The organism is Acinetobacter sp. SWAC5 (genome assembly GCF_003419885.1).
GTDB lineage: Bacteria > Pseudomonadota > Gammaproteobacteria > Pseudomonadales > Moraxellaceae > Acinetobacter > Acinetobacter cumulans.
Genome location: NZ_QUWR01000006.1, coordinates 34,663 through 58,809, shown reverse-complemented (window position 1 = coordinate 58,809; position 24,147 = coordinate 34,663). Strand labels below are relative to the sequence as shown.

24 protein-coding genes and 1 tRNA gene are annotated in these 24,147 nt (G+C 39.7%); 18 read left to right on the top strand and 7 right to left on the bottom strand.

Annotated features, from left to right (window positions below; genetic code table 11):
- Positions 1–97: 97 nt before the first annotated feature.
- From tkt to DYI81_RS05885, 3 genes are all read left to right on the top strand, one after another.
- A complete protein-coding gene (gene tkt / locus DYI81_RS05895) occupies positions 98–2,086 on the top strand; it encodes a transketolase (RefSeq protein ID WP_117006970.1) in 1,989 nt (662 codons plus the stop codon).
- 135 nt (positions 2,087–2,221) lie between these two features.
- The gene (locus tag DYI81_RS05890; RefSeq protein ID WP_106985436.1) at positions 2,222–2,437 is read left to right on the top strand and encodes a hypothetical protein; all 216 of its coding nucleotides are present in this window, start codon (positions 2,222–2,224) and stop codon (positions 2,435–2,437) included.
- Positions 2,438–2,583: 146 nt separating this feature from the next.
- Entirely contained in the window at positions 2,584–2,997 is a 414-nt protein-coding gene (locus tag DYI81_RS05885; RefSeq protein ID WP_227865944.1) for a GNAT family N-acetyltransferase, read from the top strand.
- 106 nt (positions 2,998–3,103) lie between these two features.
- Here DYI81_RS05885 and DYI81_RS18085 read toward each other — a convergent pair whose 3' ends face one another.
- Positions 3,104–3,634: a nuclear transport factor 2 family protein gene (locus DYI81_RS18085; RefSeq protein ID WP_171356317.1), complete on the bottom strand. Its 531-nt coding sequence runs from the start codon at positions 3,632–3,634 to the stop codon at positions 3,104–3,106.
- Positions 3,635–3,982: 348 nt separating this feature from the next.
- On the opposite strand from DYI81_RS18085, the gene DYI81_RS05875 reads away from it, so the two are divergent.
- Complete coding sequence (locus DYI81_RS05875; protein ID WP_106985437.1) at positions 3,983–4,567, top strand: YceI family protein; 585 nt, start codon at positions 3,983–3,985, stop codon at positions 4,565–4,567.
- 96 nt (positions 4,568–4,663) lie between these two features.
- Here DYI81_RS05875 and DYI81_RS05870 read toward each other — a convergent pair whose 3' ends face one another.
- Positions 4,664–5,290: a LysE family transporter gene (locus DYI81_RS05870; RefSeq protein WP_117006969.1), complete on the bottom strand. Its 627-nt coding sequence runs from the start codon at positions 5,288–5,290 to the stop codon at positions 4,664–4,666.
- Positions 5,291–5,489: 199 nt separating this feature from the next.
- Positions 5,490–6,203 carry a glutamine amidotransferase gene (locus DYI81_RS05865; protein ID WP_117006968.1) on the bottom strand — a complete coding sequence of 238 codons (714 nt, stop codon included), beginning with the start codon at positions 6,201–6,203 and terminating at the stop codon, positions 5,490–5,492.
- Positions 6,204–6,570: 367 nt separating this feature from the next.
- On the opposite strand from DYI81_RS05865, the gene DYI81_RS05860 reads away from it, so the two are divergent.
- Complete coding sequence (locus DYI81_RS05860) at positions 6,571–6,858, top strand: hypothetical protein (protein WP_117006967.1); 288 nt, start codon at positions 6,571–6,573, stop codon at positions 6,856–6,858.
- A 103-nt stretch (positions 6,859–6,961) separates the two neighbouring features.
- Here DYI81_RS05860 and DYI81_RS05855 read toward each other — a convergent pair whose 3' ends face one another.
- Positions 6,962–9,079, bottom strand: a complete 2,118-nt coding sequence (locus tag DYI81_RS05855; protein ID WP_117006966.1) for a TonB-dependent receptor — start codon at positions 9,077–9,079, stop codon at positions 6,962–6,964.
- A gap of 427 nt (positions 9,080–9,506) precedes the next feature.
- Between DYI81_RS05855 and cysS the strand changes: the two genes are divergently transcribed.
- The 13 genes from cysS to DYI81_RS05790 all read left to right on the top strand — a co-directional run bounded on the left by cysS (position 9,507) and on the right by DYI81_RS05790 (position 21,982).
- Positions 9,507–10,928 (top strand): cysteine--tRNA ligase, encoded by a 1,422-nt coding sequence (gene cysS / locus DYI81_RS05850; protein WP_106985442.1) that lies wholly within the window; start codon positions 9,507–9,509, stop codon positions 10,926–10,928.
- A gap of 65 nt (positions 10,929–10,993) precedes the next feature.
- A tRNA-Gly gene (locus tag DYI81_RS05845) sits at positions 10,994–11,069 on the top strand.
- A 213-nt stretch (positions 11,070–11,282) separates the two neighbouring features.
- On the top strand, positions 11,283–12,260 hold the full coding sequence (locus tag DYI81_RS05840; protein ID WP_106985468.1) for a KpsF/GutQ family sugar-phosphate isomerase: 978 nt from the start codon (positions 11,283–11,285) through the stop codon (positions 12,258–12,260).
- Positions 12,261–12,263: 3 nt separating this feature from the next.
- The gene (locus tag DYI81_RS05835; RefSeq protein ID WP_106985443.1) at positions 12,264–12,803 is read left to right on the top strand and encodes an HAD-IIIA family hydrolase; all 540 of its coding nucleotides are present in this window, start codon (positions 12,264–12,266) and stop codon (positions 12,801–12,803) included.
- A 40-nt stretch (positions 12,804–12,843) separates the two neighbouring features.
- Complete coding sequence (gene lptC / locus DYI81_RS05830; RefSeq protein ID WP_106985444.1) at positions 12,844–13,392, top strand: LPS export ABC transporter periplasmic protein LptC; 549 nt, start codon at positions 12,844–12,846, stop codon at positions 13,390–13,392.
- Complete coding sequence (lptA, locus tag DYI81_RS05825; RefSeq protein WP_117006965.1) at positions 13,376–13,942, top strand: lipopolysaccharide transport periplasmic protein LptA; 567 nt, start codon at positions 13,376–13,378, stop codon at positions 13,940–13,942. The genes lptC and lptA overlap by 17 nt, the downstream gene beginning before the upstream one ends.
- A complete protein-coding gene (gene lptB / locus DYI81_RS05820) occupies positions 13,942–14,688 on the top strand; it encodes an LPS export ABC transporter ATP-binding protein (protein WP_106985446.1) in 747 nt (248 codons plus the stop codon). Before lptA ends, lptB begins: the two co-directional genes overlap by 1 nt.
- Before the next feature lie 184 nt (positions 14,689–14,872).
- The gene (locus tag DYI81_RS05815; protein ID WP_117006964.1) at positions 14,873–16,369 is read left to right on the top strand and encodes a TolC family outer membrane protein; all 1,497 of its coding nucleotides are present in this window, start codon (positions 14,873–14,875) and stop codon (positions 16,367–16,369) included.
- Positions 16,366–18,504: a type I secretion system permease/ATPase gene (locus DYI81_RS05810; RefSeq protein ID WP_117006963.1), complete on the top strand. Its 2,139-nt coding sequence runs from the start codon at positions 16,366–16,368 to the stop codon at positions 18,502–18,504. The genes DYI81_RS05815 and DYI81_RS05810 overlap by 4 nt, the downstream gene beginning before the upstream one ends.
- Positions 18,501–19,691 carry an HlyD family type I secretion periplasmic adaptor subunit gene (locus DYI81_RS05805; protein ID WP_117006962.1) on the top strand — a complete coding sequence of 397 codons (1,191 nt, stop codon included), beginning with the start codon at positions 18,501–18,503 and terminating at the stop codon, positions 19,689–19,691. The genes DYI81_RS05810 and DYI81_RS05805 overlap by 4 nt, the downstream gene beginning before the upstream one ends.
- A 115-nt stretch (positions 19,692–19,806) precedes the next feature.
- A complete protein-coding gene (locus tag DYI81_RS05800; protein WP_106985450.1) occupies positions 19,807–20,406 on the top strand; it encodes a YigZ family protein in 600 nt (199 codons plus the stop codon).
- Positions 20,399–21,016: a DapH/DapD/GlmU-related protein gene (locus DYI81_RS05795; RefSeq protein WP_117006961.1), complete on the top strand. Its 618-nt coding sequence runs from the start codon at positions 20,399–20,401 to the stop codon at positions 21,014–21,016. Before DYI81_RS05800 ends, DYI81_RS05795 begins: the two co-directional genes overlap by 8 nt.
- Before the next feature lie 123 nt (positions 21,017–21,139).
- Positions 21,140–21,982, top strand: a complete 843-nt coding sequence (locus DYI81_RS05790; protein WP_117007023.1) for a universal stress protein — start codon at positions 21,140–21,142, stop codon at positions 21,980–21,982.
- Positions 21,983–22,136: 154 nt separating this feature from the next.
- Here the strand turns inward: DYI81_RS05790 and DYI81_RS05785 are convergent, their stop codons facing one another.
- The 3 genes from DYI81_RS05785 to fdxA form a co-directional block, all read right to left on the bottom strand.
- Positions 22,137–22,802: an O-methyltransferase gene (locus tag DYI81_RS05785; RefSeq protein ID WP_106985453.1), complete on the bottom strand. Its 666-nt coding sequence runs from the start codon at positions 22,800–22,802 to the stop codon at positions 22,137–22,139.
- Positions 22,803–22,935: 133 nt separating this feature from the next.
- Positions 22,936–23,655 carry a D-Ala-D-Ala carboxypeptidase family metallohydrolase gene (locus tag DYI81_RS05780; RefSeq protein WP_106985454.1) on the bottom strand — a complete coding sequence of 240 codons (720 nt, stop codon included), beginning with the start codon at positions 23,653–23,655 and terminating at the stop codon, positions 22,936–22,938.
- A gap of 143 nt (positions 23,656–23,798) precedes the next feature.
- Positions 23,799–24,122, bottom strand: coding sequence for a ferredoxin FdxA (gene fdxA, locus DYI81_RS05775; protein WP_106985455.1), 324 nt, complete (start codon positions 24,120–24,122; stop codon positions 23,799–23,801).
- Positions 24,123–24,147 lie beyond the last annotated feature (25 nt).

Here is a 24,147-nt window from a genome sequence, read left to right as displayed (position 1 = left end):
AGGCTTTACCCCTTAGCTATTTTTTAAGACAATATACACAGTTTTGAATTTCTATTCACTTTTCTAGTTTCTTTTAGATTTATTTGGACGCTGACCTATGACGACCCCACTTAATGAACGTCGAGTTGCAAACGCAATTCGTGTATTGGCAATGGATGCTGTGCAAAAAGCGAATTCAGGCCATCCAGGCGCGCCAATGGGGATGGCAGATATTGCTGACGTTGTATGGCGTGAGTTTTTAAATCACAATCCTAGCAACCCACAATGGGCTAACCGTGACCGTTTTGTATTGTCTAATGGCCATGGTTCTATGCTTCAGTATGCTTTATTGCATTTGACTGGCTATGATCTTTCAATTGATGACTTAAAAGCATTCCGTCAATTGCACTCTAAAACTCCGGGTCACCCAGAGCTTGGTTATGCACCTGGTATTGAAACAACGACTGGTCCACTTGGCCAAGGTATTGCCAATGCTGTAGGTTTTGCTTTAGCTGAAAAAACTTTAGCTGCGCAATTTAACAAAGATGACATCGCTGTTGTAGATCACTTCACTTACTGTTTCTTGGGTGATGGTTGCTTAATGGAAGGTGTTTCTCACGAAGCATGTTCATTGGCAGGTACTTTAGGTCTAGGTAAACTTGTTGCTTATTATGATGACAACGGCATCTCAATTGATGGCGAAGTAGAAGGCTGGTTCTCTGACGATACAGAGCAACGCTTCTTGGCTTACGGCTGGCAAGTGCTTAAAGTTGATGGTCATGATGCAGATGCGCTTCGTGCAGCAACTTTGGAAGCGAAAGCTGAAACTAAAAAACCAACCATCATTATTTGTAAAACAGTGATTGGTTTAGGTTCTCCAAACAAACAAGGTAAAGAAGATTGCCACGGTGCGCCGCTTGGTAATGACGAAATCGCGTTAACACGTGAAGCTTTAGGTTGGACAGAAGGTCCATTCGAAATTCCTGCTGACGTATATGCAGCTTGGGATGCTAAAGCAAAAGGTTCTGCTTCTGAGTCTGCTTGGAATGAAACATTTGCTGCTTATGCTACGAAATACCCAACAGAAGCTTCAGAACTTAAACGCCGTCTATCTGGTGATCTTCCTGCTGACTTTGTTGCACAAGCGGATGCTTACATTGCAGAAGTAAATGCTAAAGCAGAAACGATTGCTACACGTAAAGCAAGCCAAAATGCGATTCAAGCATTTGCACCATTACTTCCTGAAATTTTAGGTGGTTCTGCAGATTTAGCAGGCTCTAACCTTACACTTTGGAAAGGCGCTCAAGGCGTTCAAGACAATCCAGCAGGTAACTACGTACACTACGGCGTACGTGAATTTGGTATGACTGCGATTGCGAACGGTGTTGCGCTTCATGGTGGCTTTGTTCCTTACGTAGCTACATTCTTAATGTTTATGGAATATGCGCGTAATGCAGTACGTATGTCTGCATTAATGAAGCAACGTGTGATCCATGTATACACACATGACTCAATTGGTCTTGGTGAAGATGGCCCTACACATCAACCTGTAGAGCAAATTGCATCTTTACGTGGTACGCCTAACCTCAACACATGGCGCCCATGTGACACTGTAGAAGCTTCTATTTCTTGGAAATCTGCATTGTTACGTAGTGAAGGCCCAACAGCGTTAATTTTCTCTCGTCAAAATTTACCATTCCAAACACGTACAGCGGATCAAATTGCTGACGTGGCTAAAGGTGGTTATATCCTTGCGAAAGAAAAAGGCGAACTTAAAGCAATTATTATTGCAACTGGTTCAGAAGTATCATTGGCAATGGAAGCATACGCACAGCTCGAAGGTGTACGTGTAGTATCTATGCCATGTGCTGAAGAATTTGTGAAGCAAGATGTAGCTTACCGTGAAGCAGTTCTTCCAGCAGCGATTCGCGCGCGTGTTGCTGTAGAAGCAGCACATGTTGACTACTGGTGGAAATTTGTTGGTCTAGATGGTCGCGTAATTGGTATGACAACTTACGGTGAATCTGCACCTGCAAAAGACTTGTACAAACACTTCGGTATCACTACTGATGCTGTTGTTGCGGCAGTTAAAGAAATCACTGCTTAATACCTGTTATTAAACAGTCTTTAAAAGACGCTCTCAATTGAGAGCGTCTTTTATTTTTGAACTTTACAGCAGGGCTGATTACATTGCTGTCAAAAGTTTACCCATACATAGGCAAAACGAAGAAGTGAGATAGAGATGAGTTTATATGAGCAAATCAGTGATGAGATCACTTTAATGGATGCAGGTGAGCAGAAATGGATTGGTCAAGACCTTCCATTAGAAGCCATGGTTGCAGTTGAGCTGTTGTTACAGGATATGGCTGAAGAAAAAATTATTAAGGTACGTCGTAAAAATCATGAAAAAACCACAGGTTTAAAACAGATTGATCGCATCTTGATTGAAAAGCTTTAAGTTTTGAATGCGGTGCTAAAAAAGCTTTGTTCTTTTAAGGAGAATAAAGCTTTTTTTATGTGCATATTTTGTTTATAAAAAACATAGAGCATTCAAAAGAGTAGATCGTGAGTACATTCAATATTCAGGCATTATCGTCGGCGGGCATTCAATATTCAGATTGGTTGCAACTTTGGCAAGGCTATCAACAATTTTATCAAGTACAGTTGACTGAGGAGCTCAGCCTAAATACTTGGCAGAAGTTAACTGATCCGAAGCAAGAACACATCTATGGCTTTGTGGCTTATTTAGACCATGAAGCAGTGGGCTTGGTGCATGTGATTGAACATGACAGCTGTTGGACCATACAACCCTATGCGTATTTACAAGATCTATTTGTGTTGAATGAGCAACGCGGTCAGGGAATTGCTAAAGCTTTGATTGAGCAGGTACATGCTTATACAAAGCAAAGACAATGTGATCGTGTGTATTGGTTAACCCATCAAGACAATGACGTTGCACAAAAGCTTTATGATCAGATTGCACGCAAAACAGGGTTTATTCAATATCGATTAAATTGAGTGGCCAGCTAAAAATGATTTTTAGTCTGACCATTTATCTACAGGGTGAATATCTTTAAATCGCACCAAACATTCATTTAATGTGGCTTAGATGTCGATGTGGATTTTATTCGCTTTTAGATTTTTCTGAAACTTTAAAGTTTTTTGCAGGATCGGCATCTTGTTGGATGGTCCATTCACCAGCAACACGGAAGGAAGATGCAGAAGAATAAGTGTCTTCCATGAATTGGAAATAAGTAATCAGGCCATCTTTGACAATTGCTTTAATTGAAAATGGTGAGGTGAAGGTGCGTTTTGCATATACGGATGTGCAGGTAAACTGCCCAAATACTGCCACTGTTTCACCTTCAGCGAGCATGTCGGTAATTTGAAAATCATCAATTTGCCAATAAGTCCCTAAATTTGCAAAAGTATAAATATAAACATCACGGCCTTGGTAAGAGCCAGCCCAAGGTTCAATTTGTTTTAGTTCAGGGTTACTAAAATTTAAAGAAACATAATCGGCATCTTCAGCGACCAGCTGTGCTGTTGCATCGGCTACCAGTTCTTTTGATGTGTTAAGTAAAAAGGCTAAAACGACATCTTTGGGTTGTTTTGTGCTTAAGGCTTTTTTAATTGCTTGTAAATTTTCTGACATAGGAAATCAACTTTATTTATTCAGGTAGTGAAATTATTTTAGTCATTATAGATAAGCAAAAAAGGGGCGATTGCAAGCAACAGTATCCTAAAATTAGGAAAATAAATGCTAAATATTTATTACTTATAAAGATTGTTGCATTTTTTTTAATTTGAAGTGTTTGAAAATGGTAAATCTGTGTTTTAGTTCAATGTGGCTATAGTCAAACAATAGCGCCAGCGGAATGCTGAAAATAGTCAATTTTTACAAATGTATCGTTCTAAACATGCAACAAAACGTTTTATCTTTAACAGTGTATTTTTAGCAGAACTGTATAAACTGATTTGTATTCTTAAGTGAGATAAAAACATGAACATCAAAGCATTAACAGTAGGTTTAGCACTTGCATCTGTTGCAACTTTTTCTATGGCAAAGCCTGTAGCATATCAAATTGATCCAACACATACGGCAACTGTATTTAATTGGAATCACTTTGGTTTTTCTACACCATCTGCAAACTTTAGTGATATTCAAGGTACGATTAACGTAGATAATGCAAAACCTGCAAATTCATCTGTCGATGTAACTATTCCATTGTCTAGCTTAAATACTAACGTGAAAGCTTTGGATGAACATTTAAAAACAGCGGATTTCTTTAATGCTGAAAAATATCCAAACATCACTTTTAAAAGTACGAAAGTACAGGCTTTAGGTAAAAACAAATACAAAATTACAGGTAACTTAACCATTAAAGATGTAACTAAGCCTGTAGTGCTGGACGCTGTATTGAATAAACAAGGCGTACATCCTATGACAAAAGCTGAATCTATTGGATTTAACGCAACAACTTCATTTAATCGCTCTGCCTTTGGTGTGGGTGCATACGTACCAAATGTGGGTGACAAAATTACTGTAAACATTACAACTGAAGCTTCTGTACCTGCCACAAAATAAAGCTTGATGTAAATGTCTCATTACAGTGTCTGAGCATTAAAAAGCACCTCATTATAGAGGTGCTTTTTTTATTGGAATACGGGGGCGTTGTTTAGCTTAATCACGATTTAAAATGAGCATGCAACCAAAGCTAATAAATATTCCGCCAGTAATGCCATCAATTTTCTGACTTATTTTTTGATAGTAATGATTAATTTTAGATGTAGAAAACAAGACTGCAACTAATGCAAACCACAATAAGCTTTCAAAAAAGATTAATGCCAGTACGGAGCTTTGTTGAAGTAGTGTGGCGTCAGTATTAATTGCAAGGGCAAATACACTGCTAAAGTACACCAAAGCTTTGGGATTGGCCATGTTGGTTAAAAAGCCTTGTAGAAGTAATTTTTTACTTGATTTTAGGGCATTTGTTGCGGTGTGTTGTGCAGGTGTGCTTATTGCTGGTTTAAATGCTGACTTTAATAATTGATAGCCTAAGTAACAGAGATAAATGCCCCCGCAGACCATGAGCACTTGTTGAAGCCAGCCTATTTTTTGAAATAAATAATGTAAACCACTCACCGCGCAAATGGACCAAACCAGAATACTTAAAGCAATACCGAGCGCAGCACAAAGAGCATGTGATCGTGATTGACGAATAGCACTTTGCGTGACAAAGAAAAAATCAGGTCCAGGACTCATTAATGCAAATAGATGAATAAGGGCAATACTAATGAGCGCAGTCATGGTTGTTCGTCTTATGATTTAAGGTTGTTGAAGTTATAGGCGCTTTAAGAAGAAAAATAAAGTATTTGTTGAATTGCGTTATGCTGAAGTTGCAATTTTAGAAGTCGAGCATCATATTCTTGCTCCACCTATAAAAGGTGAAGACAAGACTAAATTTAAAACAAGACTAAGTTGAAGCGTGATATCTGAATTAGAGCGATTAAGTATTCGGATTGAGTGCTTGAAGCCATTGGCTAAATATACGACTTGCAATAACTTCTAACTGTGGCGCGTGAGCAATATTCTCTTGGCGTAGTGCAGGAATATTGATTTTGGCCTGAGTTAATTCGGCAGTATGACCAATCAGCCATTTTTCTAAGCTGTTACTGAGTACTTCCAAATGAAACTGTAATGCTAAAATTTGTGAGCCAACTGCAAAGGCTTGGTTTGGGTAAAGTTCAGAACTTGCAAGCAAAGTTGCCTGTGGGGGTAAGTCAAACGTATCTCCATGCCAATGTAATACGGGCTGATGAGCTAAGGGTGCTAAGAGATGATTTTCAGTAGGATGGATGGAGAGTGTAGACCAGCCGATTTCTTTGCTATTTCCCGCATATACTTTTGCACCCAAAGCATGTGCAATTAACTGAGCACCTAAACAAATCCCTAAAGTAGGTAGATTTTTTTCCAAACGAACTTTGAGTAAGTCTATTTCTTGTTGTAAGAAAGGATAATTCTCAGTTTCGTATACACCAATAGGACCACCTAAAATAATGGTTAGGCCTTCATGTTCTAGTGCTTTACGTAGGTCATCAACACCTGCTTCAAAATAACGTACGCGATAACCTAATTGATAGCAGACGTCTTCAAAACTACCGAGGTCTTCAAAGGCAAGGTGTTGGATGGCATAAATAGTGTCTGAAAATACGTTACTCATGGTTTTATCTACATGAATAGGAGAGGTGAATAATGTAACGTGCTCAGCTAAAAATAAAAAGTGTAAGCATGTATGTATCCATTATTTTAAATGCTATGAAGGGATTATGTAGTGTAGGATATGCACGAGCTTGAAAAATGGCACAATTTTTATAGGGTTTTGTGAATATTAAAATTTAAGCACAAGTGTATATGTATTTTAAATACATGAAGTGGCGAAAAAGTATACTTTTGATGTCAAACAAGCGAATTGGAATTAAAATTGCAACTGTTAATATGAACGCATAATTTCATATCTTAAGATTGACTTAAGGTGAATTAATAAATATAAATATATGAATAGTATAATAAAACCTAGAGAAAATAGTATGCGAAGAGAGGTTGAGCAGAATCGCGATGCGAGCTTGTTGCATGCGATTCATAAAATTTTATTAAAGGATTGGGATCCGCTTGGTATTGGATCACGACCTGCTATGCGTGATGAATACGACGAATTCTTACCTAAAATTTTTATGCTCATAAAGTCTGAGGTGAGTGAATCAGAAATTTTTGAATATTTGTGGCGTTTAGAAACAGTTGTTATGGAAAAGCGTGGTAATAAAGCACATACAGCACGCATTGCATCTTTACTCAAGCATATTAAAATTGATCCTTAACTGATTTTTATTTATCACTATATATTTTCAACTATTGTCCTATCCTATAAAAAAACCGGCATATCAAATGCCGGTTTTTTTATAGGTTTAAATATGATAAGGATTAGAATTTTTTCTCTACAGTTAGCATATAGCTTGGAATAGATTCATTTAAACGTGCTTGATATAAGCTACCGTCACTTACTTTCACTAAGCGTTCTTTATAATCTGTGCTAAAGATATTACGTGCATTTAATGAAGCTGACCAGTTGTTATCAAAACGCTTAGTAAAGCTTAAGTCTACCTTGACCCGTTCATTACGGGTACGGTTGTAGTTTTCTGCATTACTGCTGTTATTCAGTAGGCGTGTGTACTCAGGTGTGTAGTTGAGGTTTAAGCTACTAGAAACTCGCCAAGGTTGATAGTTATACGAAACACCTGTACTTGCCGTATAGGGCGCAACATCACTGGCTAAGCGTTTGGCACCATTTTCCTCTTCAATTTCGGCACGAACAGTTGATAATTGTGCATTTAACATGAATGAATGCCCATTATCAGTTTGTTTAAGCGCGTAACGACCTGCAAGTTCAACGCCGTATGTGGTTGCATTGTTTTGGTTGGTTGGGCGTTGTACAAAACGGCAACTAGGATCATTTGCTGTTGTACATACACCGCCTTGCGCATTTTCACTACGAATACTATTTTCAATATAGTCACTAATTTGACGATAGTAGGCCGTTAAATTCACACCACCTGCGGGCGTGTTGTAACCCAGGGTGGTTTCGTAAGCACTGATTTTTTCTGGACGTAAGAGTGGGTTACCACCTTGGTCAGGATTATTTAATGAGCCAGCATCAGCATCAGTAGAGACAGAAACAGTCGGCATTAATTGCTCAGCTCTTGGGCTACGGAAAGCTTGGCTTAAATTGGTTTGTAAAGACCATTGCTCCGTGAAGTCAAAGCGATGTGCAAGTACGGGGCTAAGGTTTTGGTCGCTGTAACTTACTAAGCCAGAACGATTAATCCATTCTTGGCGTGCGCCTAAAGTAAGGGTTTGGCGATCCGTAAACTTCCAACTACCTTCTGCATAAAGTGCGTAGCGCTGTTCGTCTAGGGTTTGTGCAATATTGCTGTCAAGCTCACTGCTTCGAAGGTCCGTACCAAATTTAATTTGCTTGGTTTCATTAAATTTACGTACACCATCATAAGCCAAACCATATTCATTGATTTGCTCATCTATGTAGCTTTGGCGTTTGCTTGAGCGCGTCGACTCAGTCTCATTTTGCTGTTCTATAGATAGGCGGATTTTGTCTGAATCACCTTTATCTTTGCGTTCATAGCGGGTGTTTAAACGAATACTGTCGTTTTTATCATTTTGAATTTGGTCTTGAGCATTACCTTCGCTTTCATTGTTACGATAGAACAATTCAGCAACCAGTTTCTGTTGATCATCAATTTGGTATTCGCCACGCGGTGCAAGCATTTGTGAGCTACGGTTGGTCGTGCGTGTTTGCGTTGTGGTTGTACCTGTTGCATTGGTTGTTTTGCTTACAGAGGTTGTGTCATTCCATGAACTATTTGCAGATAAGCTATACATCCAAGGATCTGTACGGCCATCCATTTGAATGCCAATATTTTTACGTTCTTCTTCTTTGCCTTTTGCCTTGGCTAAACCATATCCCGCACGAACAGAGCCACTGATACGGGTGTCATTTAATGGCTGTTTTAAAATAATATTAATCACTGCAGAGCTAGCAACAGAGGCTTGAGCTACGCTTGGCTGTTTCACAATTTCAATGCGGTCAATCATGTCGGGTGTGATGCTGTCGACCACAGACATACCGCCACGTGGGCCACCTTGTACAGGCTCACCATTAATTAAAAATACAGGTGCACCGCCACCACGGAAACGCATACTGCCATTACCGCCACGTGGGCCTTGACCTGGACTTGGTAGTTGAAAACCTGCAGCACGACGCAAGGCATCATTCACACTTTGGTCGCCAAATTTTTCCATTTCTTCACGGCTAATCACTGTTTTGGCTACAGCACTAATATCAGGGTCTTTCACTACGGCTGGTGCTTTTGCCACTTGAAAGGTCATGGTCGATAAAGTCTGGACAGGTGCAGGTGTAGCCTGAGTTGCAGTTGCTTCTGCATCTACAGCCCAAAGTGCTGGTGAAACTGCAAAAAGTGCACAGCTGAGTGCGCTATATTTAAATGATGTTGGCATGCATTTCATTATTGGATATACCAAATGTAATTTTGCGTAAGATTAGCTGAAAACTGTGGAGAAAAATGGAGGAAATCGGATTTTAAGCGACAGAATGCATAAAAAATTCACTCATAAAATCCATACAAATCTTAAGGATATGAAGTCTAAAAATACTGAACACGTATTTTGATTTATGGTCTTTAGCTCGAATGCATTGGCGCCGTAAAGGGTTTAGTAATGGATCCACAGCATGGCTGAATTGAAGCTGAAATTTAGGGTGGAGATATAAGTATTCAATTTTACATCTTGCTAAACCGTTGCTGATTTATAAGCTATATACAACGAACCAAAAAAAGTTCGCAGAATTAGTCACTATTTTTTCTGTGAAAACTTTATGAAAAATAGTGCTTAGGTTAAGATGAGCCATCATTTCGTAGAAGCATTTTGAAAAGCTATGCAACCTTTTGTTCTATATAACTCAGAGCAACGTAAAAAAGTTGAATTTGTACCTCGTAAAGAAGGTCACATCGATATGTATGTATGCGGCATGACTGTATACGACTATTGTCATATCGGTCACGCTCGGGTGATGGTTGCATTTGACTATATTATTCGCTTTTTGCGCAGTCAGGGATGGAATGTAAAATACGTACGTAACATTACCGATATTGACGACAAAATTATTAAGCGCGCCAATGAAAATGGCGAAAGTATTACGGCGCTAACTGATCGCTTTATTCAAGCAATGAATGAAGATGCAGAAAACCTAGGCTGTTTACACCCAGATGAAGCACCACGTGCGACAGATTACATTGACCAAATGCAAAATATGATTGGTAATTTGGTTGATAAAGGTACAGCGTATCCATCTGCAAATGGCGATGTATATTTTGAAGTTGAAAAATTTGCCAAATATGGTCGTTTATCTGGTCGTAAGCTTGAAGATATGCAAGCGGGTGCATCTGAGCGTGTTGATGTAGAAGTTGAGAAAAAGCATCCGTTTGACTTTGTACTTTGGAAACATGCCAAAGAAAATGAACCTTCTTGGGCATCACCTTGGGGCAATGGTCGTCCGGGTTGGCATATTGAATGTTCGGCAATGTCGACTTGCTGCTTAGGTAACCATTTTGACATTCATGGTGGCGGTTCTGACCTAACTTTCCCACATCATGAAAATGAAATTGCACAATCAGAAGCATCTACAGGTGAACAGTATGTAAACTACTGGATGCATGTAGGTTTTATTAATGTCGATGGCGAGAAAATGTCGAAGTCATTGGGTAACTTCTTCACTATTCGTGATGTGATGGATAAGTTCCATCCTGAAGTTATTCGCTACTTTATTGTGTCTTCACACTACCGTAGTCCTGTGAATTTCTCAGACTTTGCACTTAAAGAAGCCAAAACTACGCTGACACGTTTCTACCATTCATTTAAAGCATATCAAGCGCTGTATGGCGATAAACTGGTTGAAACTTTAGATGAAGCACTGGTGGAGCGTTTTAATGCTGCCATGCGTGATGACTTTAATACAGCAGAAGCGATTGCGGTATTGTTTGAAATTAACAAAGCCTTGAATACTGCTGTAAAAGAAGAAAATGCATCTCAAGCAGAAATCTACTATGCAACTTTACGTCATTTGACCAATGTGTTGGGGCTAGTACAGTACAATGTAGATGAGTTTTTAAAGTCTGATATTGGCCAAGAAGCATTAGGTTTGTCTGAAGAGCAAATTGCAGATTTAATTCAACAACGTGTTGATGCGAAAAAGGCAAAAGAATTTGCGCGTGCAGATGAAATTCGTCAATCTTTGCTAGATCAAGGGGTTGTATTGGAAGATACACGCCAAGGTACAGTATGGCGTCGTGCTGATTAATTCAGCAAACGAATGAAAAGAGTGTTGACAGTAATGAAAAAATCTCTATAATTCGTTCCCATATTGCGGGAATAGCTCAGTTGGTAGAGCACAACCTTGCCAAGGTTGGGGTCGCGAGTTCGAGTCTCGTTTCCCGCTCCAAAATTTAAAAAACCTTAGTCTTACGGACTAAGGTTTTTTTTTGCGTCAAATTGTTAAAACAAGGTGTGAAGTCTTAAAAGTTGAACATTTAGAAACGTTCAATTTCATGAGATATGCTAAAATAGCCAAAATTATTCTTAGTTTATGACAACAACTCAGACCTGATTATTGGGAATGGGTGAAAAAGGTAAACCGACTTTGAATCCACAAAATATGCCAAATCAAATTGATTTCCAGAAAACAGCTCTAGAAACACTGAGCATCGAGCGCCATGCACTAGAAGTATTGGCGAATGAAATAGATGATCGCTTTAGCAAAGCCTGTGAAATCATTTTGCAGTGTAAAGGCCGATTAGTCATTAGTGGTATGGGTAAGTCAGGCCATATTGGCCGTAAAATGGCTGCGACTTTTGCCTCTACAGGCACACCTTCATTTTTTATGCATCCTGGTGAAGCGGGTCATGGCGATTTAGGCATGTTGGTGAAAGGCGATGTGCTCATTGCAATTTCATACTCAGGCAAGAGTGATGAAATTATGATGCTGATGCCATTGATTAAGCATGTGGGCGTACCACTTATTACTATTTCAGGCCATGACCGTGGCCCAATGCCACAAAATGCTGATGTCGCTTTAACTTTGGGTGATATTCAAGAAGCATGTCCACTTGGTTTAGCACCGACATCTAGCACGACTGCCACTTTGGCATTGGGTGATGCTTTAGCAGTTGCCTTACTTGAAGCACGTGGCTTCACTTCAGATGATTTTGCACGATCTCATCCTGCAGGTGCTTTGGGTAAGCGCTTGTTGTTACATGTAAAGCATTTAATGCATACAGGTGATGAGTTACCAAAAGTATTACCAGAAACACCAATGAATAAGGTGTTGTATGAAATTTCAAATAAGCGTTTAGGCTTAACCACAATTGTTGATGCCAATGATAAGTTGTTGGGTATTTTTACAGATGGTGACTTGCGTCGTTTAATTGATAAACAACAAGGTTTTGATGTGAATTTACCTGTATCCGAGGTTATGATTCAGCATCCTTCAACGATTTCAAAAGAAGCGCGTGCTGTAGAAGCACTTGAGCAAATGAATGTGAAGAAAATTAACCAATTTGTTGTTGTAGATGACGAAAATAAAGTCATTGGTGTCATTGGTATGCATGATTTGATTCAAGCTGGGGTAAATTAATTAATGGCATCTTATGTGTTATTAGAGCAAGCGCGTCATGTAAGTGCGTTGGTGCTAGATGTAGACGGAATTCTAAGTGATGGTTTTGTAACACTCACCAATACAGGTGATGAGCTGAAATCATTTGATATTCGTGACGGATTGGGCATGAAATTGGTTCAGCAAGCTGGAATCAAAGTCATCATTATTACAGGCCGTAAAAGCAATATCGTTGAAAAGCGCATGTCTGATTTGGGTGTGGACTTGGTGTACCAAGGCCGTGAAGATAAAGGCGTGGCACTACGTGAAGCATGTGCACAGCTGAATCTTGACCCACAAGAATGCTTGTATATGGGTGATGATTGGCCGGATTTGTCTGCTTTTGCAATCGCTGGAATGAAAGTCACTGTGCCGAATGGCCATGTTGAAGTTCGTCGCCGTGCTGATTTAGTTACACAAGCAACAGGCGGTCGTGGCGCAGTACGTGAAATTTGCGATATGTTGTTGGTAGCCAAAGGGGTTTATCAAGAACTACTTGAAAAATATGCCAGTGCCCCGAATTAATAAACTAAACATTCATTAAATGTGGATAAATGCCCCGCTTATGGATACAAAATTTTTATATGTGACTGCTATTGCAATTGCAGCTGTAAGCGGTGGTTATTACTACTACAGTGGTAAAGGCAATAAACTTCAGGCTGAATCTTCACGCAGTATGAATTATTCTGCGGACAATATTCATCTGACACAAACCGATGAGAACGGCAAGCTATATGTCCGTGCTCAAGTCGATCGACTTGAACAAAACGTACAACAGAAAACCGCGCAATTGTCGAATTTAAATGCTTCTACTTATACCAATGGTCAAGTTGACGCGACTTTTTTTGCAAAAACAGCCAATGGCTATAATGACAATGAAAAAGTTGTGCTAAAAGATCAAGTAAAGGCAACAAAATTGATGGCTGAAGGGCAAATGCAATTTACAACTGATGAGTTGACGGCATTTCCTAAAACCCGTGAAATTGAAACCAATAAACAAGTTTTGGTGCAATCACCACAGGCTGAGTTCGTTAGTAATGGACTTAAAGCAAATCTAAATGATGGGCAGTACGAATTTTTTAATATTCGAGGAAAGTATGAACCTAAATCTTAAATCAAAATTATCAACAGCATTCTTAAAGCGAGTTGCGTTATTAGGTTCATTGGCTGTCGTTTCTGTGGGCGCATTTGCTTTACCTTCAGACCGTAATCAGCCAATTTCATTGGTTGCTGACCGTGCAACTTTTAATGAAAAAACAGGTGTAACCACCTATTCAGGAAATGTGATTATTGAGCAAGGTACAATGAAGTTACAGGCTAACTCGATTGTAGCTAACCTCAATAGCGGTCGCAAAATTAGCTCTATTACGGCTACAGGTAGCCCAGCACATTTCCAGCAAAAGACTGATCCAGCAAAAGGTCCAGCAAAAGGGCAAGCGCAAAAAATTATTTATAATGCCGAAACAGGTATTATTACCTTGTCTGGTAATGCTTTATTAGAGCAAGAAGGTGCATCTATTCGTGGTGCTAACCTCAAATACAGCATGAACAAAGGTGATATTGTTGCCGAAGGTACCCCAAATAAAACGGGTTCTGAAGGTGGTCGTGTGAAAATTGTGATTCCACCATCAAGCGCTAAATCATTCCCAGGAGCAAGTGATTAATGGATCAATCTGCTCATAAGGTACAGACTTTATGCATTAAGCATTTAGCAAAAAACTATAGCAAACGTTGGGTGGTAAAAGACGTTTCTTTCAATATGCAAAGTGGTCAAATTGTTGGCCTGCTTGGGCCAAATGGTGCAGGTAAAACCACGAGCTTTTACATGGTGGTCGGGCTAGTAAGAATGGACAAAGGTGAAATTCATTTAGATGATTTAGACCTGTCTGATCTAGCCATGCATGAGCGTGCTCGTAAAGGAATTGGTTACTTACCGCAAGAAGCTTCTATTTTTAGAAAATTGACAATTTCTGAAAATATTATGGCGATTTTGGAAACGCGTAAAGACCTGAATAAACAACAACGTCAGCAACGTTTACAAGAGCTTTTGGCGGATTTCAAAATCACGCATATTAAAGATTCTTTAGGTATGAGTGTGTCGGGTGGTGAGCGTCGTCGTGCTGAAATTGCACGTGCTTTAGCAGCTGATCCAAAGTTCATGCTATTAGATGAACCATTTGCTGGTGTCGATCCTATTTCGGTAGGTGATATTAAAGACATTATTCGGACCTTAAAAGACCGTGGAATTGGTGTACTAATCACGGATCATAATGTGCGTGAAACCTTAGCAATTTGCGAGCATGCTTACATTGTGAGTGAAGGTGCAGTGATTGCTGAAGGCTCGCCAACTGAAATTCTAGAGAATGAAATTGTTCGTAAAGTTTATCTTGGAGATGACTTTACCGTTTAGATACATAAAAAACCTCAAAAATGTGACTTATGTCATTGTTTTGGGGTTTTTAAATTATTAGAATAATAAGAATAATCAGTAAAAAGATAAAAATATTTGCTGATACAGTATACACTTGATTAAAAAATAGAATTGTTCAAAAGAGCGTTAATAAAAGTAGAAAGGATTGGGGGCATCATAAAATATGATAACTAAAAGAGGGAGCTTTGTTATTTTGCTTTTACCATTCTCTATATCTATGGTGCATGCAGAGTCGACAAGCAAAGATTATTTACACTCTTTTAAAGACGGAATTAGTCAGATTTTTTCACCAAAGCCGACTCGTTCAGCCGATAAAATAGACATTACTGAGCTCAGTAAGTTTCCACTTGATACATCTCGTGTAGCTGAACTTCCAGTGATTGGGCGTGCAGACAATGCACCATTAACACAATATGGAAATATTGCGCCACGTCGATTAAGTTTTAAAGAAGCGGTACACATAGCTGTACAGCGACGCCCAGAAATCACTCAATCTATTTCGTCTGTAGCAGAGCAGGCGTCAAATATCGATTTAGCAAAATCTAAATACTATCCACAACTTTCGGGTGGCTTGCAAACAGCCGATCTCACCAAAGGTGAGCGTGGTGGTCAGGTCGTTTCATTGAGTGCGTCACAAATGCTTTACGATTTTGGTAAGGTTAAAAGTGGCGTAAATATTGAAGAAGCCAAGATGTTGCAGCAGCAAGCACGAGTATTGGTCAGTTTAGATGAAATTTCTTATGATGTTGCAAGTGCAATTGTTAATGCAAAACGCTATCAAGAAATCACCAACATTGCTCGACAACAGATTAAAGGCATTGGGCGTATTGCAGAAATTGCAAATCTACGTGCAAAAGCTGGGATTAGCAGTCAAGCCGATCCAATTCAAGCACAGTCAAATTTAGAAGCTGCTGAATCTAATTTAGTGGTACAAGAAACCCAGTTAAAACAGTACCAGCAACGCCTTAGAACCTTACTAGGTTTTGATGTATCCAATGTTGAGTGGGATATTCCAGATGAATTGGTGCGCAAAGCAGAATTGTACCAAGATCCAGATTTCACTCAAATTCCAAATATGATGTTGGCGCAATCTGGGGTAGAGGTCGCTAAACTTCAAAAGCAACAAGCCAAATTGAGTGCTTATCCAACCATTAATGTGCGTGGCAGTTTAAGCCAAGCTGTAAATGGCCGTAACCCAAATAATAACAAGGATGATGGTTTCTATAATTCCATCATGCTTGAAGCAAGCAGTAATTTTTATCAAGGTGGAGCGATTGCAGCACAAACTCGTGCAGCGAGTTATGCTGAGGAAGCAGCACGTGCACAGGTCAACACATCTTATTTGGACGTATTGGATCAAGTTCGTTTAATACGTGAACAAATTGAAAACAAAAAGCGTCAAATGTCTATTTTGGTACAGCGTCGTGAGACTACAGTGCGTACCAAAGAACTTTATCAAGAACAATATAAGCTAGGCACTCGAACTGTCGTTGATCTATTAAACGCAGAACAGGCCATTCATAGCGCAGCTCAAGAAATCGTTTCTTCTCAGTACGATGTTTATGCAGCACTTGTGCAATACATACAAGTGACAGGGCGTACACGTGCGACTTACGATTTAAATAATACGACTATTCAGGGGTTTGAAGTCCAGCCATGAGTAATACAATAAATTATCAGCCGTGGCTTCAAGCGGTGTTAAACATCGCTAAGCACTACCGCATAGAACCATCAGAAGAGCGTATCCGTTTACAATTGGATTGGAACCAGCACGCTAATGTAGATGAAATGCTTGGTGTTATGGCGAAGCAAATCGGCCTCAATGTACGTAAAAATAAATTTGATAGTAGTTTTTTAAATCCGTGGCGCTTGCCGTTGCTGATTGAGTTTAACAGTGGTGAAGTGGGGATTATCGAACGCATAGATGTGGACGGTAATGCCAGCGTACAACTCAGTGGAGATGAAGGCTTATCTCAAGTTTTTCGAATTGAGCGTTTAAGTCATGGTGTGCGAAATATTTATATTTTGCGCCCTGAATCCTCAGTGCCAGACATGCGTGTCGATGAGTACATTAAGCCATTTGAAAAGAACTGGTTTTGGTCAATTGTACTAACCGACTGGAAGCGCTATATCGATATTATGTTTGCTTCTTTAATGGCAAATATTTTAGCGCTTGCTACGGTCGTGTTCTCCATGAATGTGTATGACCGTGTAGTGCCATCGCAATCTATTCCAACGCTATGGGTCTTGGCAGGTGGTGTACTCATTGCAGCTATCTTTGAGTTTGCCTTACGTGTTGCACGTATTCACTTATCAGACATTATTGGTAAGCGTTCCGACTTACGTATTTCCGACCGTGTATTTGGTCATGCATTACGTATTAAGAATAATGAACGCTCAAAATCTACAGGTACTTTCATTTCACAAATTCGTGAGCTTGAAGGTGTACGTGAACTGGTGACTTCAACTACAGTTACAGCCATTGCAGACTTGCCATTCTTCTTCCTGTTCTTGGGGATTTTCTGGCTCATAGGTGGTAACCTATTTTGGGTGATGGTAGCCATTGTACCTTTAATGATTTTGCCAGGCATTTTTGCACAAAAACCATTGGCGCGTTTGGCACAAATGGGTATGCGTGAATCCGCTATTCGTAATGCGATGCTGGTAGAAGCTGTACAAGGTATTGAAGATATTAAGCTTTTGCGTGCAGAATCACGTTTCCAAAACCAATGGAATCACATGAATGAAGTGTCTGCCAGTGTCAGTATGGAACAACGTAAAATCGTTGGTCTGATGAGTGCATGGACACAAAAAGTACAAGGTTTGGCCTTTGCAATTGTGGTTTTGGTGGGATGTTTTGCGGTAATGAAAGGCGAGATGACCACAGGTGCATTGGTTGCTTGTTCAATTTTATCTTCACGTATGTTGGCACCTATTTCACAGCTCACAGGTGTATTGGGTCGCCTACAACAAGCCAAAGTTGCAAAAACGGGCTTAGATGAACTGATGAAACGTTCAGTCGATCAACCTGACTATTCACATTTGGTACATCGTCCAGTGATTCAGGGGAACTATGAGCTGAATGGTGTAGTTTTCAAATATGGTGAAGATGACCCACGTCCTAGTTTGGTCATTCCAAAACTTGAAATTAAACCAGGTGAAAAAATTGCAATCTTAGGCCGTAACGGCGCGGGTAAATCAACCCTATTGCAATTACTATCTGGTATGCAAACGCCAATTCAAGGCAAGGTCAAACTTGATGGTATTGATTTGGGCTTAATTGATCCATCTGACGTGCGTCGTGATATGGGTTTATTGAATCAAAACTCACAATTATTTTATGGTTCTATACGTGAAAATTTAACTTTAGGCGCGCCGTTGGCAACCGATGAGCAAGTGATGCAAGCATTACAACTCACAGGTGCATTGGCATTCGTTCAAGAGAAAAAAGAAGGTCTCGACCACGTTATTTTGGAAGGTGGCGTTGGTTTCTCTGGCGGTCAGCGTCAAGCTTTACTCCTTGCGCGGTTATTAATTCGTCAACCCAATATTTTGTTATTAGATGAACCAACAGCAGCAATTGATGATGTCTCTGAAAAGCAGTTGATCAATCATTTGAAGCTGTACCTACGCAATAGAACGATGATTGTGGCAACGCATCGTCGTGCTGTGTTGGAGTTGGTTGATCGAATTATTGTGGTCAATGACGGAAAAATTGTGATGGATGGTCCACGTGACCAAATCCTTAACCAATCTGGTGGTGCGCAAAACCGCGGTACGGGAGCAAGCACATGAGTGAAAATAATCAAGAAATACAGCGCTCAAACAAAGTTTCGTATCAAGAGCCACCATTACCTAAAGCCAGTCTGATTATTTGGATTATCTGTATTGGTTTATTGGTGATATTGGTTTGGGCGTGGTTGTTTAAGTTGGAAGAAGTGTCAACGGGCACAGGGAAAATTATTCCATCTTCAAAAGAACAAGTTATTCAGTCTTTAGAAGGCGGTATTATTACCAAAATGAATGTGCGCGAAGGCCAAATTGTGGAGCAAGGTCAGGTTCTTGCACAGTTAGACCCAACCCGTTTAGAGTCCAATGTAGGCGAGTCAGAGTCTTTATTGATAGCTTCACGTGCAACCTCGGCGCGTTTACGTGCGGAAGTAAATGGTACGCCTTTAAGCTTTCCACCTGAAGTACAGCGTGATCCAAAATTAGTACGTGAAGAAACAGCGCTTTACCAAAGCCGTCGTGACAACCTTGAACAATCACTGGCGGGTTTAAAGCAGTCTTTACAATTAATTGAAGAAGAATTAGCAATGACAGCACCACTTGTTGCCAAAGGTGCAGCCAGTGAAGTGGAAGTGATTCGTTTAAAAAGTCGTGCCAATGAATTACGCAACCAAATGAATGACGTGCGAAATCAATATTATGTGAAATCGCGTGAAGAGTTGTCTAAAGCCAATACTGATGTGGAAACACAACAACAAGTGGTACGTGGTAAGTCTGATACTTTAAGTCGCACCACCTTTAAGTCGCCTGTACGAGGTGTAGTGAAAGAAATTGATGTGATGACCTTGGGTGGTGTTGTACCACAAAATGGCAAGCTGATGACTATTGTACCGTTGGATGAGCAACTCTTGGTTGAAGCACGTATTTCACCACGAGACATTGCATTTATTCATCCGGGTCAAGAAGCCTTGGTAAAAATCACCGCTTATGATTATTCAATTTTTGGTGGACTAAAAGGTAAGGTAACTGTTATTTCACCAGATACACTGCGTGATGAAGTGAAACAAGATCAGTTCTATTACCGTGTTTATATTCGTACAGACAGTGATAAATTAGTGAATAAAGCTGGCAAAAGCTTTGCAATTACACCAGGTATGGTGGCGACTGTAGATATTCGTACAGGCCAAAAAACAGTATTGGATTATTTGGTTAAACCGTTTAACAAGGCACGTGAAGCATTGCGTGAACGTTAATCCAAACTAAGTTAGCTTTGTTTTTATACAGCCTCCGCATGCGGGGGCTTTTTCATCTCTGCCAAAAATAAAAACACGTTATAATTAGGCGTTTGGATTTTACTTTGTAGACGTTATGCCATTTACCATTGCCAGTCAGGTCAGCTTTGAAGAAGACATTAAAAAAAGTCGCTTTCAAGCGATTGCTGTGCCTGTTGAAAATGAACAGGACGTTAAAGATTTTTTAGAATTAAACAAAGATGTGAGTACAACACATCAATGCTGGGCATGGAAAATTGGTCATCATGTACGATTTAATGATGATGGTGAACCCTCGGGTACAGCAGGACGTCCAATTTTAGCCACGATTGAAGGCAATGAGCTGACCAATATTTTGGTTTTAGTCAATCGTTGGTATGGAGGCATCAAATTAGGCACAGGTGGCTTGGTGCGTGCTTATGGCGGTTGTGCTGGGCAGTGCTTACTACTGGCAGAAAAAATTGAATTAATTGAAAAGAAAAAAGTAAGTTTCAGCTGTCAGTTTAATGAGTGGGCAATTTTTCAATACGAATTGAATCAGCAACAAATTGAATATACTGAAGAATATACTGCAACTGGTGTAAGCGTCATTGCGCTGTTGCAAGTCCATCAAATTGAGCCACTGACTTTAAAAATTCAAGATGTAAGTCGAGGCCGTGAGCAATTAAAAGTGATTGAAGACATACAAAATGACTGAGCAAGATCCTTTACTGAAATATCGTGAACAGCATAAGCATCGTTTAAATTATATGCCATGGTTGTACTGGAGCTTAAAACCGAAAAACCGCGTATGGGCAGAGCAATGGCAGCAAGAATACCAAGCTTATCTGATGGAGATGGAAACAGTAGAAATTGGCAAAAACTGTTTTATTTCACCGTTGGCACATATTTTTGCTGAACCTGGCCGTAAAATTATTATTGGTGATAATACCTTTATTGCAGCGGACTGTACCTTGCATGGCCCATTGGACATTGGTAACGAAGTTGCCATTAACCACCATTGCATTTTAGATGGCGGTCGAGCAGGGATTAAATTGCATGACCAAGTTCGTATAGCTGCTTATAGCCATCTATATGCGTTTGACCATGGTATGGATTTAGAGCAACCTATTTATCAGCAAGCTGTTCGTTCGCAGGGTATTGAAATAGGGCGTGATGTATGGCTTGGGGCGCATGTGGGCATAAAAGATGGTGTGACCATACATGAACAAGCCGTGATTGGTATGAATAGCATGGTGACCAAAGATATAGAAGCTCGTACGATCGTGGGAGGAAATCCTGCGAAATTTATACGTTTTCGGGATTAAGCATGAAAAAAGGCGGGTGCAAGCTAGGAAAATCATACACAAAAGCCTGCACAGTCTTAAAAACTTGTGATACTTTAAAAATAACAACAACAGATAGCCCAAAAGAAGCAAGAGAGGCTAATGATGAAGCGTGTTATTGCTTGTATAGATTCTTCGCCGTGTATAAATGCATTGGCTGAAGCTGCCGTTTGGATTGCCAAACAAACCCAGCGTGAACTGGTGTTACTGCAAGTGCTGGACTACTATCCAGCCAGTTATCACTTGGGTGAAATCAGTGGCGTGATAGGTTTTGAAAGTAATGCAATGCTCCTTAAAGAGCTGGCAGAGCTAGAACAAAAACAAAGCGAATTGGCACAAGATTATAGCAATAACTTGCTTAAGCACATTTCAGAACTCATTCATGAAAAGCATGACCTACAACCTGCACATATTCAGCTCAAGGGTGATTTTTTAGAACAAAGCTTTCAGGAACTCCGAAGTGACGATATTGTCGTCATTGGTCGAGTAGGTGAGCGCTCTGCTGAACGCAATAAGCCAATGGGGAGCAATGTCGAAAACTTCATCCGTGGTGCAAAATGCACAGTCATGACGGTAGGTGCAAGCTTTAAACCACCAACACGGTTTATTTTTGCCTACGAATATTCACCTACTTGTGTAGACCTCATGAAGCGTATTGCACAAAGTGATTTACTGCGTTTATTGCAATGCCATTTACTCTACGTTGGAGATCACCCTGAAATTTTAAATGAACCTTTGCAGTATCTGAAAAATTCTGGACTAGATGTTGTTACGGAGTATCGCTATGGTGATGTAGCTGAAAATATTTTGTCTTATCAGCAAGAACATGCGATTCAACTGATTGTATTAGGTGCATTTAGTCACAGTAAAATTCATCAATTCTTTTTGGGAAGTATTACGACGACAATTTTCCGTAACTCAACAGTTCCTTTGCTAGTAGTAAAGTAAACTTGATTTAATTGAATTGAGTGATTTATTGAATTTTTGGTATAAATAATAGCCAAAGTTATCCTCACTTACTGTGGATAACTTTGTGACTAATATTTGTAAGCTAATGTTTTTAAATAAATAAAAACAAAAGTTTGTTTTTTGTACAATTGTGTTATTTTACAATTGCAATTGCAAAACCGTCATGGCCTTTGCTACCAATTGTTTGCAAAGCAGTGCTTGATAATAAACGTGGATGGTTTTGCATTGCGCGGAACATGTCGCGAATACCTTCTATACTAGGCTTATGATTTTCTGGATTTAAGATTTCACCGGCACGAATCACATTGTCTAATACAATAATTGTTCCTGAGTGTGAAAGCTTCAAACTCAGTTCTAAATATTCAGGATAGCTTTGTTTGTCAGCATCGATAAAAATAAAATCAAAGGCTTCAGTGTCATCAGGTAGAGAACGTAAAATATCTGCAGCACGACCACATTTAAGCTCAATGGTTTGAGCTAAATTGGCACGATCAATATTTTCTTGGCCTAAGGCTGCATGTGTATCACGACCTTCAATCGTCAGAATATAACCATCTTCAGGTAGGGCACGCGCCAGCCACATTGTGCTATAAGCCGCAAATGTTCCAAGCTCTAAAACACGTTTACATTTGTTCATTTGAATGAGCATTTGCAATAACATCCCTTGATTGGGTGCAACAGCAAGGTGGTCTGGGAAGCCACGTTCTTCTGTGTGTTTTAGAGTTTGAGTCAGAATAGGATCTTCTGGAATTAAATGTGAATCGATATACGTATCAATGTCTGTCCACATTTGTTGCATAACTTGAGCACCTCATTTTTGATGCAGACATTTTAAACCTTTCCCGCTGAAGCGCAATTTTTTGAAGCGGATCTCTGCGTATATACACAAAAAAATAGCCTCCGAAGAGGCTATATCATCACATTGTCATGCATTAGTAATTACACATAGAGCTACGACTACTTAAATCAGGCCCCCAGGTACGATAACCTTGGGTATCAATATGAATTTGCCCCGATGCATATAAACCTAATCCCATATTTAGGCTTTGTCCATGTTGTGACCAGAATTGGCATAATTTGAATTTGGAGTTTTCAATATATGCATAATCTTCTGGCTGCGGATATTCTGGGCCAATACGGAAATCGATGGCTGAGTTATAAAGGTGACGTGAAGAACTTGCACCACCAGCACATTGGTTTAAAGGCAAGTCACGATATACAGAGGTCACGCTAAAGTCGGTCAGTACGTTGGCTGCGATTAAGTATTTAAATACACGAAGCGTTGGAATTTGATTGGCCCAAAGCTCACGACTGGGCACCATGTATTGTTCTCGGCCACATTTTTGCCAATCTCGCGCAGTACGCATTAATTCAAAGCTAGGAATAATATTTCCCACGCCATTTTTTTCTAAAAAGACTTCATATTCCCGCACGCGACGTAAATGATCTGCAACTGCAATCCAGTTGTTATACGCATAGGGCACAGTTTTAGGAGGAATGGGGCGCTGAAAACTAACACGCTCTTGTGGTATGAAAATACGTTTTCCTGATGGATCTGTAATGATCTGTCCTTTTTTAGGAGAAGATGTACAGCCAACAAAAACGATAGGGACTAATACAATACCAAGTAGTCCCTTTATCAAATTCTTCATTATAGAAAACAATTATTTATAAACTCTTATTATTTTAATCCAAATTAAGTGAAAAAAATGGAAAATATTGCAATCAAATGTGTGCTTTGGGTATAAAAAAGATCAGCAGAGGCTGATCTTTTTTATTACTTGGTAACGGACGATTACTTTTCTAAGTATTGTAATTTGTCTGTTTTACCATTCCACTCTTCACGGTCAGCTGGCTGATCACCAATTTGTGTGATGTTTGGCCATTTTTGTGAAAGTTCAGTATTCAGCTCAAGGAACACTTCTTGGCCTTCTGGAAGCTCATCTTCAGAGAAAATAGCATTTGCAGGGCACTCTGGTTCGCATAGTGCACAGTCAATGCATTCATCTGGATTAATTACAAGGAAGTTTGGACCTTCATAGAAACAGTCTACTGGGCAAACTTCTACGCAGTCTTGATATTTACATTTAATACAGTTTTCTGTGACAACAAAGGTCATGGCGACAGCTACCTAAAAATATGGT